This is a genomic window from Dermatophilus congolensis (assembly GCF_900447215.1).
Lineage (GTDB): Bacteria > Actinomycetota > Actinomycetes > Actinomycetales > Dermatophilaceae > Dermatophilus > Dermatophilus congolensis_A.
This window is the reverse complement of sequence record NZ_UFYA01000001.1, coordinates 767,289-781,111: the sequence shown is the minus strand read 5'-3', so window position 1 is coordinate 781,111 and position 13,823 is coordinate 767,289. Positions and strand designations below refer to the sequence as shown.

The 13,823-nt window shown below is 60.8% G+C and carries 17 protein-coding genes and 2 tRNA genes; 4 read left to right on the top strand and 15 right to left on the bottom strand.

Going from position 1 to position 13,823, the window contains the following annotated elements; all coding sequences use genetic code 11:
* Positions 1–15 precede the first annotated feature (15 nt).
* The 4 genes from DXZ77_RS03350 to DXZ77_RS03335 all read right to left on the bottom strand — a co-directional run bounded on the left by DXZ77_RS03350 (position 16) and on the right by DXZ77_RS03335 (position 1,639).
* Complete coding sequence (locus DXZ77_RS03350; RefSeq protein WP_181816012.1) at positions 16–519, bottom strand: copper resistance CopC family protein; 504 nt, start codon at positions 517–519, stop codon at positions 16–18.
* 216 nt (positions 520–735) lie between these two features.
* Positions 736–808, bottom strand: a tRNA-Lys gene (locus DXZ77_RS03345).
* A gap of 227 nt (positions 809–1,035) precedes the next feature.
* Positions 1,036–1,383, bottom strand: coding sequence for a GroES family chaperonin (locus tag DXZ77_RS03340; protein WP_442778413.1), 348 nt, complete (start codon positions 1,381–1,383; stop codon positions 1,036–1,038).
* Positions 1,376–1,639, bottom strand: coding sequence for a DUF3618 domain-containing protein (locus DXZ77_RS03335; RefSeq protein WP_028327884.1), 264 nt, complete (start codon positions 1,637–1,639; stop codon positions 1,376–1,378). Before DXZ77_RS03335 ends, DXZ77_RS03340 begins: the two co-directional genes overlap by 8 nt.
* Positions 1,640–1,801: 162 nt before the next feature.
* On the opposite strand from DXZ77_RS03335, the gene bcp reads away from it, so the two are divergent.
* The 3 genes from bcp to DXZ77_RS03320 all read left to right on the top strand — a co-directional run bounded on the left by bcp (position 1,802) and on the right by DXZ77_RS03320 (position 3,658).
* Positions 1,802–2,275 (top strand): thioredoxin-dependent thiol peroxidase, encoded by a 474-nt coding sequence (gene bcp / locus DXZ77_RS03330; RefSeq protein ID WP_115029914.1) that lies wholly within the window; start codon positions 1,802–1,804, stop codon positions 2,273–2,275.
* 72 nt (positions 2,276–2,347) lie between these two features.
* Positions 2,348–2,429 (top strand) — tRNA-Leu (locus tag DXZ77_RS03325).
* A 272-nt stretch (positions 2,430–2,701) separates the two neighbouring features.
* Positions 2,702–3,658 (top strand): cytochrome b5 domain-containing protein, encoded by a 957-nt coding sequence (locus tag DXZ77_RS03320; protein WP_115029912.1) that lies wholly within the window; start codon positions 2,702–2,704, stop codon positions 3,656–3,658.
* A gap of 32 nt (positions 3,659–3,690) precedes the next feature.
* Here DXZ77_RS03320 and DXZ77_RS03315 read toward each other — a convergent pair whose 3' ends face one another.
* The 8 genes from DXZ77_RS03315 to clpS all read right to left on the bottom strand — a co-directional run bounded on the left by DXZ77_RS03315 (position 3,691) and on the right by clpS (position 9,068).
* The gene (locus DXZ77_RS03315; protein WP_115029910.1) at positions 3,691–4,476 is read right to left on the bottom strand and encodes a hypothetical protein; all 786 of its coding nucleotides are present in this window, start codon (positions 4,474–4,476) and stop codon (positions 3,691–3,693) included.
* Positions 4,410–4,820, bottom strand: a complete 411-nt coding sequence (locus DXZ77_RS03310; RefSeq protein ID WP_115029908.1) for a hypothetical protein — start codon at positions 4,818–4,820, stop codon at positions 4,410–4,412. Before DXZ77_RS03310 ends, DXZ77_RS03315 begins: the two co-directional genes overlap by 67 nt.
* Before the next feature lie 171 nt (positions 4,821–4,991).
* A complete protein-coding gene (gene rdgB / locus DXZ77_RS03305) occupies positions 4,992–5,603 on the bottom strand; it encodes an RdgB/HAM1 family non-canonical purine NTP pyrophosphatase (RefSeq protein WP_115029906.1) in 612 nt (203 codons plus the stop codon).
* The gene (rph, locus tag DXZ77_RS03300) at positions 5,600–6,343 is read right to left on the bottom strand and encodes a ribonuclease PH (RefSeq protein WP_115029904.1); all 744 of its coding nucleotides are present in this window, start codon (positions 6,341–6,343) and stop codon (positions 5,600–5,602) included. The genes rdgB and rph overlap by 4 nt, the downstream gene beginning before the upstream one ends.
* Positions 6,344–6,388: 45 nt before the next feature.
* Positions 6,389–7,159 carry an MBL fold metallo-hydrolase gene (locus DXZ77_RS03295; protein WP_115029902.1) on the bottom strand — a complete coding sequence of 257 codons (771 nt, stop codon included), beginning with the start codon at positions 7,157–7,159 and terminating at the stop codon, positions 6,389–6,391.
* Positions 7,160–7,218: 59 nt separating this feature from the next.
* Complete coding sequence (gene murI, locus DXZ77_RS03290; protein ID WP_115029900.1) at positions 7,219–8,040, bottom strand: glutamate racemase; 822 nt, start codon at positions 8,038–8,040, stop codon at positions 7,219–7,221.
* Positions 8,041–8,112: 72 nt separating this feature from the next.
* Positions 8,113–8,766, bottom strand: coding sequence for a DUF2017 family protein (locus DXZ77_RS03285; RefSeq protein WP_181816011.1), 654 nt, complete (start codon positions 8,764–8,766; stop codon positions 8,113–8,115).
* A complete protein-coding gene (clpS, locus tag DXZ77_RS03280) occupies positions 8,763–9,068 on the bottom strand; it encodes an ATP-dependent Clp protease adapter ClpS (protein WP_028327890.1) in 306 nt (101 codons plus the stop codon). Before clpS ends, DXZ77_RS03285 begins: the two co-directional genes overlap by 4 nt.
* Positions 9,069–9,328: 260 nt before the next feature.
* Here clpS and DXZ77_RS03275 point away from each other — a divergent pair, with 260 nt between their 5' ends.
* Positions 9,329–10,615: a nicotinate phosphoribosyltransferase gene (locus tag DXZ77_RS03275; RefSeq protein WP_243888996.1), complete on the top strand. Its 1,287-nt coding sequence runs from the start codon at positions 9,329–9,331 to the stop codon at positions 10,613–10,615.
* A 72-nt stretch (positions 10,616–10,687) separates the two neighbouring features.
* On the opposite strand, the gene DXZ77_RS03270 is transcribed toward DXZ77_RS03275, so the two are convergent.
* The 3 genes from DXZ77_RS03270 to DXZ77_RS03260 form a co-directional block, all read right to left on the bottom strand.
* The gene (locus tag DXZ77_RS03270; RefSeq protein WP_115032485.1) at positions 10,688–11,470 is read right to left on the bottom strand and encodes an RDD family protein; all 783 of its coding nucleotides are present in this window, start codon (positions 11,468–11,470) and stop codon (positions 10,688–10,690) included.
* Between the two features lie 104 nt (positions 11,471–11,574).
* Entirely contained in the window at positions 11,575–13,344 is a 1,770-nt protein-coding gene (locus tag DXZ77_RS03265; protein WP_115029897.1) for a DEAD/DEAH box helicase, read from the bottom strand.
* 145 nt (positions 13,345–13,489) lie between these two features.
* Positions 13,490–13,807, bottom strand: coding sequence for a DUF3039 domain-containing protein (locus DXZ77_RS03260; protein WP_028327892.1), 318 nt, complete (start codon positions 13,805–13,807; stop codon positions 13,490–13,492).
* Between the last annotated feature and the right edge of the window lie 16 nt (positions 13,808–13,823).

The window sequence follows — 13,823 nt, the reverse complement described above, 5'->3', positions numbered from 1 at the left end:
CACCATGGCGGGTGGTTATTGCTTGCGTTTGTGGCGGGCGAGGAGGATTGCTCCGCCGACGAGGAGCGCGGCTGCTGCAGCCGCGCCGATAAGCCATGGTTTCGCGCCCTCTGAAGCGTTTTCTGGGGTGTTGGTGTCTGTGGGGGCCGGTGCGGGGTTGGTAGCGCTGCTGGAGGCTGCTGGCGCGGGCGCAGAGGGTGTGGATGTTGTTGCCGGCACGGTGAAAGTCACTTCTCCTCCGACGGGGTGCCCGTCAGCGGAAACGATGCGGTATTTCGCTTTCACGGATGGGCCGGCGAGGCCTTGGGGGATGGCGGCGGTTACTTTTTCGCCTTTGGTTTGTATATCTGTGGCGGGGTGGGGTTTGCCGTCATTGCCGACCAGAACGATCTGGGAGAACTGAGAGTTGATCTCTTCATTGAAGGTGAAAGTGACCGAGCTAGGCATGGCGTCTAGGCGAGCACCGTTTTCTGGGTTTGAGTCGACCAGTTGTGAGTGTGCCCATGCTGGGGATGCCATCAGGAAGCACAACAGGGAAACTGCGGCCGTAGTGAGAGATCTTCTCAGGGGTAGCGTGAGAGTTTTTTTAACGGGGTGGTTCAGGTGAGGGTGCGTAGCCGGACGCGACATGAGAGATCTCCTTCACACAACAAAGGTCACACCCGATCCTGCCATGTCGATTCTCCGCTGTGAGGGCACGAAAAACCCAGCAGGATTAGCTGCTGGGTTTGCTTGTGCGCCATCAGGGACTCGAACCCCGAACCAATTGATTAAGAGTCAACTGCTCTGCCTATTGAGCTAATGGCGCTTGGTCTTCAGTTTGTGTCTCGGTTAGCTGATCTTTGTGATCGCTTTCCAGGCCTCGCCCCGACGACTCCTGAAACATTACACGGCTCTGCGGGAAGAGCAAAATTCACTGCTCACCACAAGCGACACACCGGCACCACCTGCCCTCATCAGGGGTATCTCGATGCGGCGCGGCGCCCTCCTTGCAACGCATGAAGAAGGGCGCCCCGGTGAAAACTTCAGCGATATTCACAGATACAGGCCAGCGGCAGCATCATCGCCAGGCGCAGCCCGCACCGCATGCAGATCACGCTCACGCGCCAACACATACCGCACGCCATCAAGCTCCACATCAGGCTGCTCGCTAGGGTCAAACAGCGCGTAATCCTCCAAAGAGACCTGCCGCACATGCTGCCCCACAGCAACAACCTCCGCCCAGGCAAGCCTCTTACCAAGGCTGGCCGTGGCAGGAATCAACAATCCCCCGCCAGACTGCCGCTCACCCTCTTTATCCTCAGGCCGCAGCAACACTCGGTCACCGAGCATCCGGATCGGCAATCCAGATGAGGTTCGTGCCTCCGCTGCCACTTCAGCCACGCGCACGACGTGCGATAGCCACAGCAGTCAAACCGACCACCACGATCGCTGCCGGGGCAATCACCTCAAGACGAGGCTCACCATGCTCATTCTTCACAGCCTTGTTCAGCGTTTCCCGCGCAGACTCAGCCTGGCGAGCGACAATCGTCTTCGGCTTGACTCGGTATGCCAGCTCGTCGACCGTCGCGGCCAAACGGTTCCGGGACCGGACAATGTCGTTCTCGATCTCTTGGGGAGAACGGGTGCCGTTGCTCATGGCTTGCCTTTCGATAGAGATGGTCGGTTAAACCCTCAATCCGACGATAATCTACTGACGCGGAACAGGCCTCCCCCGCGACGCGACCTTCCGCCCAACGGTTATCGCAGCACCCTTTACCCCGCGAACCGCTACCCATTCATTCACTCACAGGAGCCATGCATGCCCCGTCTCGAAACCGGCCAAAAAGCCCCCGAGTTCTCTCTCACCGCCGCCGACGGGTCCACCGTTTCCCTCGCCGACTACGCAGGCCGCAAACTCATCATCTTCTTCTACCCCGCCGCGATGACCCCTGGATGCACCAAAGAAGCATGTGACTTCCGTGACTCGCTCGCACCCCTGCAGCAAGCCGGATACGACGTGATCGGCATCAGCCCCGACTCCCCCGAAAAACTCACCAAGTTCATTGAGCGCGATGCCCTCACCTACCCCTTGCTGTCTGACCCAGACAAAACCGTCGCCGACGCCTACGGCGCCTACGGCGAGAAGAAGCTCTACGGCAAGGTATCGATCGGCATTATTCGCTCCACCATCGTCATCGACACCGACGGCACCGTAGAGCTCGCCCGCTACAACGTGAAAGCAACCGGGCACGTCGCATCCTTGACTAAACAGATGAAACTCAACCTCACCTGAAGCCTCCACTCCCCCGCTGACCACGCCGATTCCCACCTTCGGCGCCAATACCGGTAAGGTCAGTGGGCAGACGCGCCAGTGGTGGAATTGGCAGACACGCAGGATTTAGGTTCCTGTGCCTCCGGGCGTGCGGGTTCAACTCCCGCCTGGCGCACTCTTTCTTCACTCACCAACACGGCCTCACGGGCCGTGTCCCGTTTTTTGAGAGGCCCCAAACGAGGGCGCGCGGCATCGAAATCTTCAATTTCTTCTTTAAATCACCAAGAAACGGCGCGTCGTTTCTTGAGTTACCAGCTCAGTTTCCTTCTCTCTCGCACGATGAGGCATACGGAGCCCCCGCTCCGCTGTGCCATCACGTAGACCGGACGACCCTCGCCGGCGAACACCCCGCCACGTCGAGACCAGTCCGACGCAGGAGAACCCGACATGCAATCATCAGGACCTTTCGACCTTATCGGCGAGCTGCCTGTACATGCCCTCACCTTGCACGCCACCGTCGTCTTACTCCCCCTGGCCCTCATCGCCCTGGTTGCAGTCATCTTCACCAAGCGCATCCAGCCTCGTCTACGCACCCCCATCACCATCGTGGTGATGCTGGTGGGTCTGCTCACACTCGTTACTAAAGAATCTGGCGAAGCCCTCGAGCACCGCATCGGCGACCCCGGCGTGCACGCCGAATACGCAGACATCCTCACCCTCGTCACTGGCCTCACGGTACTCGCCACCATGCTTTGGTGGCTCTTAGGGTTTTTCGCTGCGCGAAAAACCCACCAAGCTGACTCACCTGAACCTCTCCATACGGAAGAAAGCACGGCAGAACCGCACCGCAAAACCCCTTCTGCCTCCCCTATGCTTTCAATTGCGTCTCAAATGCTTAGCCTGCTCATCGCTGTACTTTCAGTTGCCACGCTGATTCTTGTCGTCATGGTTGGCCACACCGGCGCCACCGCTACCTGGAAAGACCAAATCTCTAACACCACCCCCACTTCCGGATTGCAAGGCGAAGACAGCACTACGTCCTCTACTGCCCCCTCATCGACTTCCACACCTACCGGACCATCAGGGCACTTGTCCCCCTCCCCCACGCGAGGCGCCACCCCAACTCCCACAGGCACCCGCCGCCCCATCACAATGGCACAGGTGAAGCAGCACTCGACATCATCGAGCTGCTGGGTCAGCATCAACAACAAGGTCTACGACCTCACAGCATGGATTTCACGGCACCCCGGCGGCCCTGGACGCATCAAGAGCCTGTGCGGCACCGACGCCACCGCTAAATTCTCGGAAAAGCACGGTCAGGAGCGCGACCCTAACCAGGTTCTAGCCAAATACCTCATCGGCGCTTTGGTTACTGAACACCAGTTCCCGCCCCGCGTCCGGTAACCACTACCCCGGCGAGGAACAGGAGCGATGCGCTACCGGACTCGTAGAGTGCGTGTCGATTCCTGCACCACACCATCGGGCATGTTGATCAACAGTCGATATGTCACTACTGCGGGTCGATCTGGCAGCACCGCGCGGGTGCGTGACCGGTTGTTGTTCCTGATTCCTGGCCCACGCCAGGTGTACTTCTGCACCCCTGGAATGACAGGGACACTCAGAGCCAGGGCTCGCCCCGGTTTTGGTTTGCCTCGAACAGCGATCGGTGCCCCTTGCGCAGCAGACAGCATGGGAGTGCGGTCCAGGAAAACCGAATCGGCAACATTCCAGTGCGATGCCAGGTAGCCGCCGCGGCGGGGTGCGGTAGAGAAGTAGTCATCACCGCCGCAGTCGAGCAACCCCACATGCTCGAGGCCACATACCGGGCGCAGCCGGGTTGTCGGGGTTTCGCGGTAGCACATCAGGTCGTTGGCGTCGTCGCAGTGATATTTACCGGACGCGTGCGGTGCGTCTGGCTGCACCCCACCGAGCATGTGCACCAACTCGTGTGCCGCCACAGACCAGTCCGGTGAGCTCCAGCAGGTTTCGTCGATACGGGCGTGGGCGGTGTAGCGGCCGTTGCTGGCATTGTCGCGGTGTGATGAGTCTCTGTAGATCGTGGAGACACCGCAGATGTTCCGGGATTGGGCAAAGACGAGGTATTTGCGTTGGGGTGACCCCATTCCTTGGGCGAGGAGTGCTTTTTCGGTGGTTTCTATGCCGGTGGATGCAGTGAAGGTTCCGGGGGGGGCACGGTGATGGTGGCGATGTGGGGGCGGCAATGTGTGCTGACCCAGCGGACTCGGCGTCCGCTTCCGGTTTTTCTGGCGGACAGGTCGAAGGTGGAGTCGATGCGGGCTAGTTCGCGGCGGATGATGGGTTCGGCGCGGTGGAATTGGCTGTGTGTGCCAGCTTCGTGGGCGTAGACGGCTTGGACACGGGCGCCGTCGTTCCCGGTGCCGCTGCAGGTTGGGGTGAGGTCACGCCATAGGGCACTGGTGGGCTGGTGGTGTGGTGGGGTTGTGGTTGGGGTGTTTTCTACGGCTGCGCCTCCGATGGCTGGTGCGCCGATCATGGTGGCTGCCGTGAAAAGAGCAGCAATGATGTGTGTGATCGTGACAGGCACGATGATCCCCCAAACCTCAGCATCCCCCGAGCCGAAATTTTTCGCGTCGCTACTGGTGTAGCGCGCACCGGCTAAACATAGCGGCACAGGGGGCGTATATGAGAACTCTCGGGGTTGGGGCGGCGTCCCACTTTCTGTATATGAAAGCGGGACGCCGTTTGTGAGGGGGGGTTATCCGAGGAATTCGCGTAGGTCGGCTGCTAGGGCAGCGAAAGCTTTACCTCGATGGGAACGTTCGTTTTTCTCTTGTGGGGATAGTTCAGCGGAAGTGCGAGTGTCTCCGTCGACAAGGAGGATGGGGTCGTATCCGAATCCGTTAGTTCCGCGGGGTTCACGCACGATAGTGCCGGTGAATCGGCCCATGCGTACGGCTGAACGGCCGTCGGGAAGGACGAGTACTGCTGCACACACGAAAGCGGCTGCGCGGTGTTCGTCTGGCACGTCGGCGATTTGGGCTAAGAGCAGGTCAAGGTTTGCCTGGTCATCTCCGTGCTTCCCGGACCAGCGTGCACTGAACACTCCTGGGGCTCCGCCGAGAACATCGACCGCTAGCCCGGAGTCGTCGGCGAGGCAAGGAAGCCCCGTGGCGGCGACGGCCGCTTGTGCTTTAAGGAGAGCGTTGGCTTGGAATGTCACTCCGGTTTCGACGACGTCGTGGGCATCGGGGAATGCATCAATGCCCACGAGTTCGAGGTCAAGGTCGGTGAGCACGTCGGCGAAGATATCGCGTAGTTCGTTGACTTTGCCGGCGTTGCGGGTTGCCAGGACGATACGGCGGCTCACATCTGCTCCCGCGGGGTGGCTTCGAGTGCTTCTTGCTGGCGGCGGGTGAGTTCAGCGCATCCGGTGGTGGCAAGGTCTAGGAGTGCGCCGAGGAGTTCACGGTCAAAGGGGTCACCTTCGGCTGTTCCTTGCACTTCGACGAAGCGGCCATCGCCGGTCATGACGATGTTCATGTCGGTGTCAGCTGTGGAGTCTTCTGGGTAGTCGAGGTCCAGGACTGGGTGTCCTTCGACGACGCCGACGCTTACTGCGGCTATGGAGCCGGTGATGGGGGTGGCGGAGGGACGGATGGCACCCATTCTCCGTCCGGCGCGGACTGCGTCGACGAGGGCGACGTAAGCGCCGGTGATAGCTGCTGTGCGGGTTCCTCCGTCAGCTTGGAGTACGTCACAGTCCAGAACGATGGTGTTTTCGCCGAGTTGTTTTAGGTCGACGCAGGCGCGCAGGCTGCGCCCGATGAGTCGGGAGATTTCGTGGGTGCGGCCTCCGATTTTTCCTTTGCGGGATTCGCGGTCGCTGCGGGTGTTGGTGGCGCGGGGAAGCATGGCGTATTCGGCGGTGAGCCAACCGGTTCCGCTGCCTTTTTTCCATCGCGGGACTCCTTCGGTAAAAGAGGCTGCGCATAGGACACGGGTGCGGCCGAATTCGACGAGCACGCTGCCTTCGGCGTGGTCGAGCCAGTTACGGGTGATGCGTACTTCGCGGAGTTGGTCGTCTAGTCGTCCGTCGTGTCGAGTCATGAACTCACCGTATCGGTGCGGGCGTTTTGGTGGTGGGTGCAGCTGTCACCGTGTGACAGTGAAGCGTTGTCCGGGGTGGCAGAGTTCCACGTTGGGCCAGAGCGTGGCGGCTTGTGCTCGGCAGATTTCGGGGTCGTTCCAGGCAGGGATATGGGTTAAGACAAGACGTTTGATGCCCCCTGCGGTCAGGGCTGCTTGGGCGACGGCGCGCCCGTGCATGTGGATACCTGGGACGGTGTCGCGGCCTTCGATGAAGGCACTGTCGGCGAGCACGAGGTCTGCATTCCGCAGCAGGGGGGTGAGGTTGGGGGTGGTGTCGGTGTCGCCGGTGTAGGCGAAGATGGCGCCGTCAGCTTCGATTCGAAATCCGAAGGTGGTGACAGGGTGGCGCATACGGATGGGGGTGATGTGGAATGGGCCGATTCGGAGGGGGGTGCGGTCGATGAGGTCGGTGAAGATGTATCGGTCGGTGAGGGGCTCGGTTTCGTCAACGTGGTAGGCCCGGGCGAGTCGTTCTGCAGCGCCAGGGGGTGCGTGGACGGGCATGGGGTTATCTCGACGGCGGGTGGGGTGATGGCTGAGCAGCACGTATAGGGGGCATATGTCGAGGCAGTGGTCGGGGTGCAGGTGAGTGAGCAGGACTGCGTCGAGGTCAGCGGGTTCGATGTAGCGTTGCAGGTATCCCAGGGATCCGCTGCCTAGGTCCAGCACGATGTTCCAGGTTCGTCCGTGGTGTTCGGCTTGTACTAGGTAGCACGATGCGGCCGATTGTGGCCCAGGGTAACTGCCCGAATTACCGACGGCGGTGACGAACACGTACTTCCTCCTTGAGCAGTGCGGGCAGGGTTGACCGCGGCTGGCTATCCAATGCCCAGTTAGGGCTGGGCTGATACCGCATTCCCTTCGGCCTGGACGCTGTCGACTTCCGGCCCGAGGAACCGGCTTGCTAGACGTGCGAATTCGGCTGGGTCACCCGTGGTGTTGAAGGTGTGTATGGGTGGGGTGGCGGTGTCAGGACGCAGTGCATCACGATCGGCGAGGATGCGGTACACGTCCCGCGCCGTTTCTTCGGCAGAAGAGACTAGTGTCACGGATTCGCCGACGACGTAACTGATCACGCCGGTCAGGAGTGGGTAGTGGGTGCATCCGAGGATGAGAGTGTCGACGCCGCGTTCGATGAGTGGGTCGAGGTATTCGTGGGCGACCTGGTGGAGTTCTTCTCCGCTGGTGGTGCCTTGTTCCACGAATTCCACGAATCGTGGGCATGGCTGGCTGACGACGGTGAGCTGGGGAGCTGCGGCGAAGGCGTCAATGTAAGCCCGTGATTTGTGGGTTCCTTCGGTCGATATGACGCCGACCGATCCATTTCGGGTTATGGCTGCGGCGCGGCGCACTGCAGGACGGATCACTTCTACGACAGGCACGTCGTAGCGTTCGCGGGCATCATGCAGGACTGCAGCGCTGGCTGTGTTGCACGCGATGACAAGGATTTTGACACCTTTGTCGACTAGGCGGTCCAAGCAGGAGAGGGCGTATTCGCGGGTTTGGGCGATGGGCCGGGGACCGTAGGGAGCCCTGGCCGTGTCTCCGAGGTAGGCGATCGACTCGTTGGGAAGCTGGTCCAGCACTGCGCGGGCGACGGTGAGGCCGCCGAGGCTGGAGTCGAAGATGCCGATGGGTGCGTCGCGTTCAACCACGAGGTGAATATATGCGCTCGTGGGTGACTACCACCTATTTGCAGAGTCGGCTAGGGCTGCCGGATTGCTGGATCAGGTTAGTGAGCTGGCGAGGGTTTCTTGCAGCCAGGTGAGGAAGTCGTAGGTGAGGATCAGCGCTGTGGCGTCGTTCATCTGGCCGTCTTGGATTGCTTGTTCGAGCCGTTCAACATCCTCTTCGTCGTGGAGCCCTAGACGTTCAGCTAGGACCAGTCGAAGGTCGGTGAGGGCGATGAGCACGGTGACGGCTGTGTCTTCGTCGATGTTTAGAGGGGTTCCGTCGGGGCGGAGGGTGTCTGCGGCGGCGTGAAGGCGGTTCAGTTTGGTGCGGCGGACGGTGTCGCCGGACCAGGCACGGAATTCGGCTGCGGCGAGTGGGTCATCGTGGTGAGCATCAGGTAGGAGGCGTCCGAGGGCGGGGTCGGCGGCTAGAGCGTTCTCGTTGATGAACCCTGTGGTTGGGGGGTTGCTGCTGGGGTCCTGACTGGTGGGGCCTAACCCGGCGGCGGTCATCATGCGTTCGAATTCACCTCCCATGTCGCCGGTGCTGTCCTCGCTGTCTGGGTGGTGGTTTTCGGGCTCGGCTGGTGCGGCCTGTTCCAGGAGTTCGGCGGTCTGTTCGATGAGGCCGACGATGATTTCGCGTTCTTCGTCGTCAAGGTCTGCGACAAAGCGGTCGCCGTCACGAGTAAATCCGTAGTTCATCATTCGTCTTTCTGGAATGTGGCCCATAGGCCGTAGCTCTGTAGCGCTTCGACGTGGCGTTCCATTTGTTCACGAGGTCCGGTTGCAACCACGGCGCGGCCTTTGTGGTGTACGTCCAGCATGAGGGCGGTTGCTTTGTCTTTGCTGTAGCCGAAGTAGGTCTGGAATACGTATGTCACGTATGACATGAGGTTCACTGGGTCGTTCCACACCAGCGTGATCCATGGGGTGTCTGGGAGTTGATCCATCTCGGGTAGTTCGAGGGTGGCTGTCCCCTCGGATGGGCCCGTGGGTGCGGTGCTCATCACCTCGGGGTGTTGTGTGGGCGTCATGGTGTCCTCAACGATCGGGGTGTGGTGTAGGAGGCTTGTGGTGGTGTGGTTGTAGAAACAGGGTAGAACGCAGTGAAGCGTGATAGATCACACCACTTCGTTGAGGTAGTGATGGGTTTTTTCACTGTGGTCTGTGTGGAACGCACTAGGGGCGTCACTTCTTCTTCGAGGAAGCGCCTAGGGTGTCGGCTGTGATCAGTACGGCGTTGTTGACAGACCATTACGAGTTGACGATGGTGCAGGCTGCGCTCCGTTCAGGGGCGGCGCATCGTCGGAGTGTGTTCGAGCTTTTCGGGCGCCGTCTTCCAGAGGGGCGTCGATACGGCGTCGTGGCTGGGACTGGGCGTTTATTGAATGCTTTGCAGAATTTCCGTTTCGGGGATGAGGAGTTGTCATTCCTGCGGGAGAACAAGGTGGTGGATGCAGACACCTTGGAGTTCCTCGCGAATTTCCGTTTCTCAGGCGATATTTGGGGCTATCCCGAGGGTGAGGTGTTTTTCCCTGGTTCTCCGTTGCTCATTGTGGAGAGCACGTTCGCTGAGGCGGTGCTGCTTGAGACAGTGGCATTGTCGATCTACAACTTTGATTGCGCGGTGGCTGGTGCGGCTTCGCGGATGGCTACGGCTGCCGGGGCACGGCCTTTGATCGAGATGGGAGCTCGTCGTACGCATGAGCAGGCGGCGGTGGCAGCCTCGCGTGCGGCATATATCTGTGGCTTCAACACGACAAGTGATTTGGAGGCTGGCCGTAGACACGGCATCCCTACTGCGGGGACGAGTGCGCACTCGTTTGCGTTGCTGCATGACTCCGAAGAGGAAGCATTCGCGGCGCAGGTGGCGAGCATGGGCAAGGGGACCACGCTTTTGGTCGATACCTACGATGTGCGTCGTGCTGTGGAGACGGCGGTGCGTATCGCTGGGCCTGAATTGGGTGGGGTTCGGATCGATTCGGGTGATTTGGTGACTCAGGCACGTGAGGTGCGTGCCCAGCTTGATGAGTTGGGGGCTACTCAGACACGCATTGTTGTGACCTCGGATTTGGATGAGTATGCGATTGCTGCTTTGGCGGCTGCGCCTGTGGATGTGTATGGCGTGGGGACGCAGCTTGTGACCGGTTCGGGAGCCCCCACTGCGGGGCTGGTGTACAAGCTTGTCGCGCATGAGAACTCGGCGGGGACGATGGTGAATGTGGCCAAGCGGAGCGTCGCGAAGGATTCAGTAGGTGGCCGTAAGGTCGCGGCGCGGCGGTTGGGTGCTGATGGTATTGCTGAGGCCGAGGTGATTGGTATCGGTGAGGCTCCCGCCATGGGGTCGAATGATCGACTGCTGCTGGTTCCGTTGGTTCAGGGCGGCCAGATCGTGGCGCAGGATGATCCGCATGCGGCACGCCAGCGGCGTTTGGCTGCGTTGGCGGAGTTGCCGAGTAAGGCATTGCGGTTGTCGAAAGGGTCACCGGTCATTCCGACGATGTGGGTCGAGGGTGACCAGACGGTGCGGATTGTCGGTGACATCCCTGGCTGAGGTGTGTGCCTACTGTGAGTCAGGCTCCCCTGCTTTGTGTTATAGCACAGGGGGCCTGGCGCACAGCGTTAGTCACCACTGTTGCGTGCCTCGAGTGATACGTATGACTTCAGTGGTGGCGATTTTGTCGTGCAGTGCCTGGCGTTGTTTGTCCCAGAGTGGCCAGGCGAAACTGGCTACTTGGAATCCGAGGGCTAGAGCCCCCAGCAGGGGCAAACCGCCGACCATGCTGTAGATGTTTTTGATGACGGCTCGGCGCAGTGCTGGGGCCCACCCGAGAGTGCCTGTGTGACCGTATCCGCGTACCCGTAGCCCTAGGAGTAGTTTACCGACGCCGCCGCCCCATTGACGCACGGTGACGACTTCGTAGGTGAGTCTGATGAGGACGAGCATCAAACTGGCGCTAGCTAGCGCCGAGAGGAGTTCTTGGGGCATTTCTGGCGGGGTGGTGCCGCCTTGTTGAGCTACGGCTACGGTGCGTTCAATCCATGCCTGCAGTTGCGGTAGGGCTGCAGATATGGGGGTGTAGAGGAAGGGCAGCGCGATGGCGGCGAGAACAAAAACGTCGATGATGTAAGCCATTGCTCGGCGCCACCAGTGGGCGAGTTCGTGCCCGTCGGCGGCGATGATTCCCATGCCGCGCCATGCTCCGCTGGCGGTGCGCATGCCGTTTCCCCCTGGTGGGTTCAGGGGGAATGTGGTGGGTTGGGTGACTGGTGTGGTTGGGGGTTGGTCGGTGCGGTTTTGCGGTGGGCGGCGAAGCGCTGTGTGTTCAGTCCATAGGACTCCGTCCCAGTAGCGGAGCAGCTCGGGGTCGTCGGGGTCGTCGTACCAGCCGGAAGGGCGCGCATCCATGAGACAAGTTTTCCATGCGCAACGGCATTGATTTGATCTCTACTGCTGAGTTCGCCGCGCGCTGATCCGTCGAATCTTTTGGGTCGGCGCGCAGCGTGCGTAGTTCAGCGGCGTCCTACGAACCAGTTACGGATTTTGTTGATGCGGGCTTGCACTTGTTCTGCGGTGGCTTCGTCCACGGCTGGCCCTCCACAGGTGCTGCGCAGGTCGAGGTGGATTTGGGCGTGGGCTTTGCCGGTTTTGCGGGCGTAGGCCGCCACGAGGGAGTTCAGTTCTTTGCGGTGAGCGGTCAGTGCGCGGTGCGCGGCGAGGGGTTCGTCGTGTTGTTGCGCTTTGTCTCGTGAGGCGCGTTTGCTGGAGCGTTTGAGTTGGGCGGTTTGTCGTTGTCGTAGCAGTTGAGAGACCTGGTCGGGTTCGAGTAAGCCAGGAAGACCTAGGTAGTCGGCTTCGTCTTCGGAGCCGACTACTCCTCCCATGCCGAACTGTTCGGCATCGAAGAGGACGTGGTCCAGGTGGGCATCAGATTCGAGGGCTTCGAATTTCGGGGCGTCGAAGTCAACTGTTTTTTCTGTGCGATTGGCTGCCTCGATAAGGGAGTCTTCTTGCCAGATTTCGTCGCGCCCTTCTTTCTGGGGGCGGTCTAGGGCGTGGTCGCGTTGGGCTTCCATGCTGGCGGCGTGGCTGAGTAGAACAGGCACGGTGGGCAGGAAGACACTGGCTGTTTCCCCGCGGCGCCGTGCTCGCACGAACCGTCCCACGGCTTGGGCGAAGTACAAAGGCGTGGAGGTGCTGGTGGCGTAGACCCCTACAGCCAGGCGGGGCACGTCAACACCTTCAGAGACCATCCGGACTGCAACCATCCACCGGTCTTCGCTGGCGGCGAACGCTTCGATTTTTTTACCTGCCGTGCCGTCGTCGGATAGCACGACAGTGGGACTGATTCCTGTCATTTCGGTGAGCACTTTGGCGTAGGCGCGCGCTTTGGTCTGGTTGGAGGCAATCACCAGACCCCCTGCGTCGGGGACGTGCCTACGCACTTCGGAGAGGCGTTTATCGGCGGCGCGCAGTACGGAGGGGATCCATTCACCTTTGGGGTCTAGAGCGGTGCGCCAAGCGTGTTTGATGACGTCTTTGGTGGCTGGTTCTCCGAGTTGGGCGGCGATTTCGTCGCCTGCGCTGGTGCGCCATCGCATGGCTCCGCCGTAGGCGAGGAAGAGCACGGGGCGCACAACACCATCACGCAGGGCGTCAGCGTATCCGTATGTGTAGTCGGCCTCTGATCTGCGGATCCCTTCGCTATCGGGGGCGTATCTGACGAAAGGGATGGGGCTGGTGTCGCTACGGAACGGGGTTCCGGTCAGGCAAAGTCGTCGGGTGGCGCCGGTGAACGCTTCTCGCATCGCGTCCCCCCAGGCCAGAGCGTCCCCGCCGTGATGGACCTCGTCCATGATGACCAGGGTGCGGTGCCGTTGCACGATCTGTTCGTAAACGGTGGGACGGCTGGCTACTCCGGCGTATGTGACGGCCACGCCAATGTAGTCCTTGCTGAGGGCTGCGCCGGAGTTGCTGTAGGTGGGGTTGATTTGCACGCCGACGCGTGCGGCAGCGTCGGCCCATTGGGTTTTGAGGTGTTCGGTTGGAGCGACAACGATGACTCGCTCTACTTCGCCACGGGCGAGGAGCTCGGTGGCGATACGCAAAGCGAACGTGGTTTTACCGGCGCCGGGGGTAGCGACAGCGAGGAAGTCACGTGGGGAGTTCTCCAGGTACTTCGCTAACGCTTCGGCCTGCCATGCCCGCAATTTCGTGGCGGTACCCCAAGCAGCCTTCGCTGGGAAGGACGGAGACAAATGCGATGCGGCAGAAGTACTCATATCGGACCTGACTGTATCCCGACCACCTCACTTCAGCCCGCCGTCCACGCCTCGTTGTCCGTCGAAGGGTTGCGCATGAAAGGCACCCGCGTGGGGCGTGGCTTCGGAGCTGGGTTCGGTAGCCGGGGTTCCTTCCCGGCCTACCTCACTCTTTGGGGTTGTCTCCGCCGTCTTGGGGGTCGCGCAGTCCTTCGTAGATTTCTTTGCACATGGGGCATACCGGGAACCGGTTCGGGTCGCGTCCGGGAACCCACACTTTGCCGCATAGCGCGATGACTGGCTCGCCTGTGACTGCGGAGGAGGTGATTTTTTCTTTGCGTACGTAGTGGGCAAACCGTTCGTGATCGCCGTCGTCGAGGCGGTAATCGGGCTCGGCCTGTGTGCGTTCCAGGGTGGAGGTCGAAGTGCCCCTGCTCGGCATCTCCTGAGGCCGGATGGGTTCGGGTGTCGACGGAGTACTCATAACCATCAAGTATGCC

Excerpts from the sequence above, each read along its gene's own strand:
- DXZ77_RS03335 (WP_028327884.1), bottom strand. The coding sequence starts at position 1,639 with ATGAGCAACGGCACCCGTTCTCCCCAAGAGATCGAGAACGACATTGTC.
- clpS (WP_028327890.1), bottom strand. The coding sequence starts at position 9,068 with ATGAGCACCGCACCCACGGGCCCATCCGAGGGGACAGCCACCCTCGAA.
- rph (WP_115029904.1), bottom strand. The coding sequence starts at position 6,343 with ATGACTCGACACGACGGACGACTAGACGACCAACTCCGCGAAGTACGC.
- DXZ77_RS03350 (WP_181816012.1), bottom strand. The coding sequence starts at position 519 with ATGGCATCCCCAGCATGGGCACACTCACAACTGGTCGACTCAAACCCA.
- DXZ77_RS03275 (WP_243888996.1), top strand. The coding sequence starts at position 9,329 with ATGGTGCAGGCTGCGCTCCGTTCAGGGGCGGCGCATCGTCGGAGTGTG.
- DXZ77_RS03265 (WP_115029897.1), bottom strand. The coding sequence starts at position 13,344 with ATGAGTACTTCTGCCGCATCGCATTTGTCTCCGTCCTTCCCAGCGAAG.
- bcp (WP_115029914.1), top strand. The coding sequence starts at position 1,802 with ATGCCCCGTCTCGAAACCGGCCAAAAAGCCCCCGAGTTCTCTCTCACC.
- DXZ77_RS03320 (WP_115029912.1), top strand. The coding sequence starts at position 2,702 with ATGCAATCATCAGGACCTTTCGACCTTATCGGCGAGCTGCCTGTACAT.
- DXZ77_RS03285 (WP_181816011.1), bottom strand. The coding sequence starts at position 8,766 with ATGATGAACTACGGATTTACTCGTGACGGCGACCGCTTTGTCGCAGAC.
- DXZ77_RS03270 (WP_115032485.1), bottom strand. The coding sequence starts at position 11,470 with ATGGATGCGCGCCCTTCCGGCTGGTACGACGACCCCGACGACCCCGAG.
- DXZ77_RS03260 (WP_028327892.1), bottom strand. The coding sequence starts at position 13,807 with ATGAGTACTCCGTCGACACCCGAACCCATCCGGCCTCAGGAGATGCCG.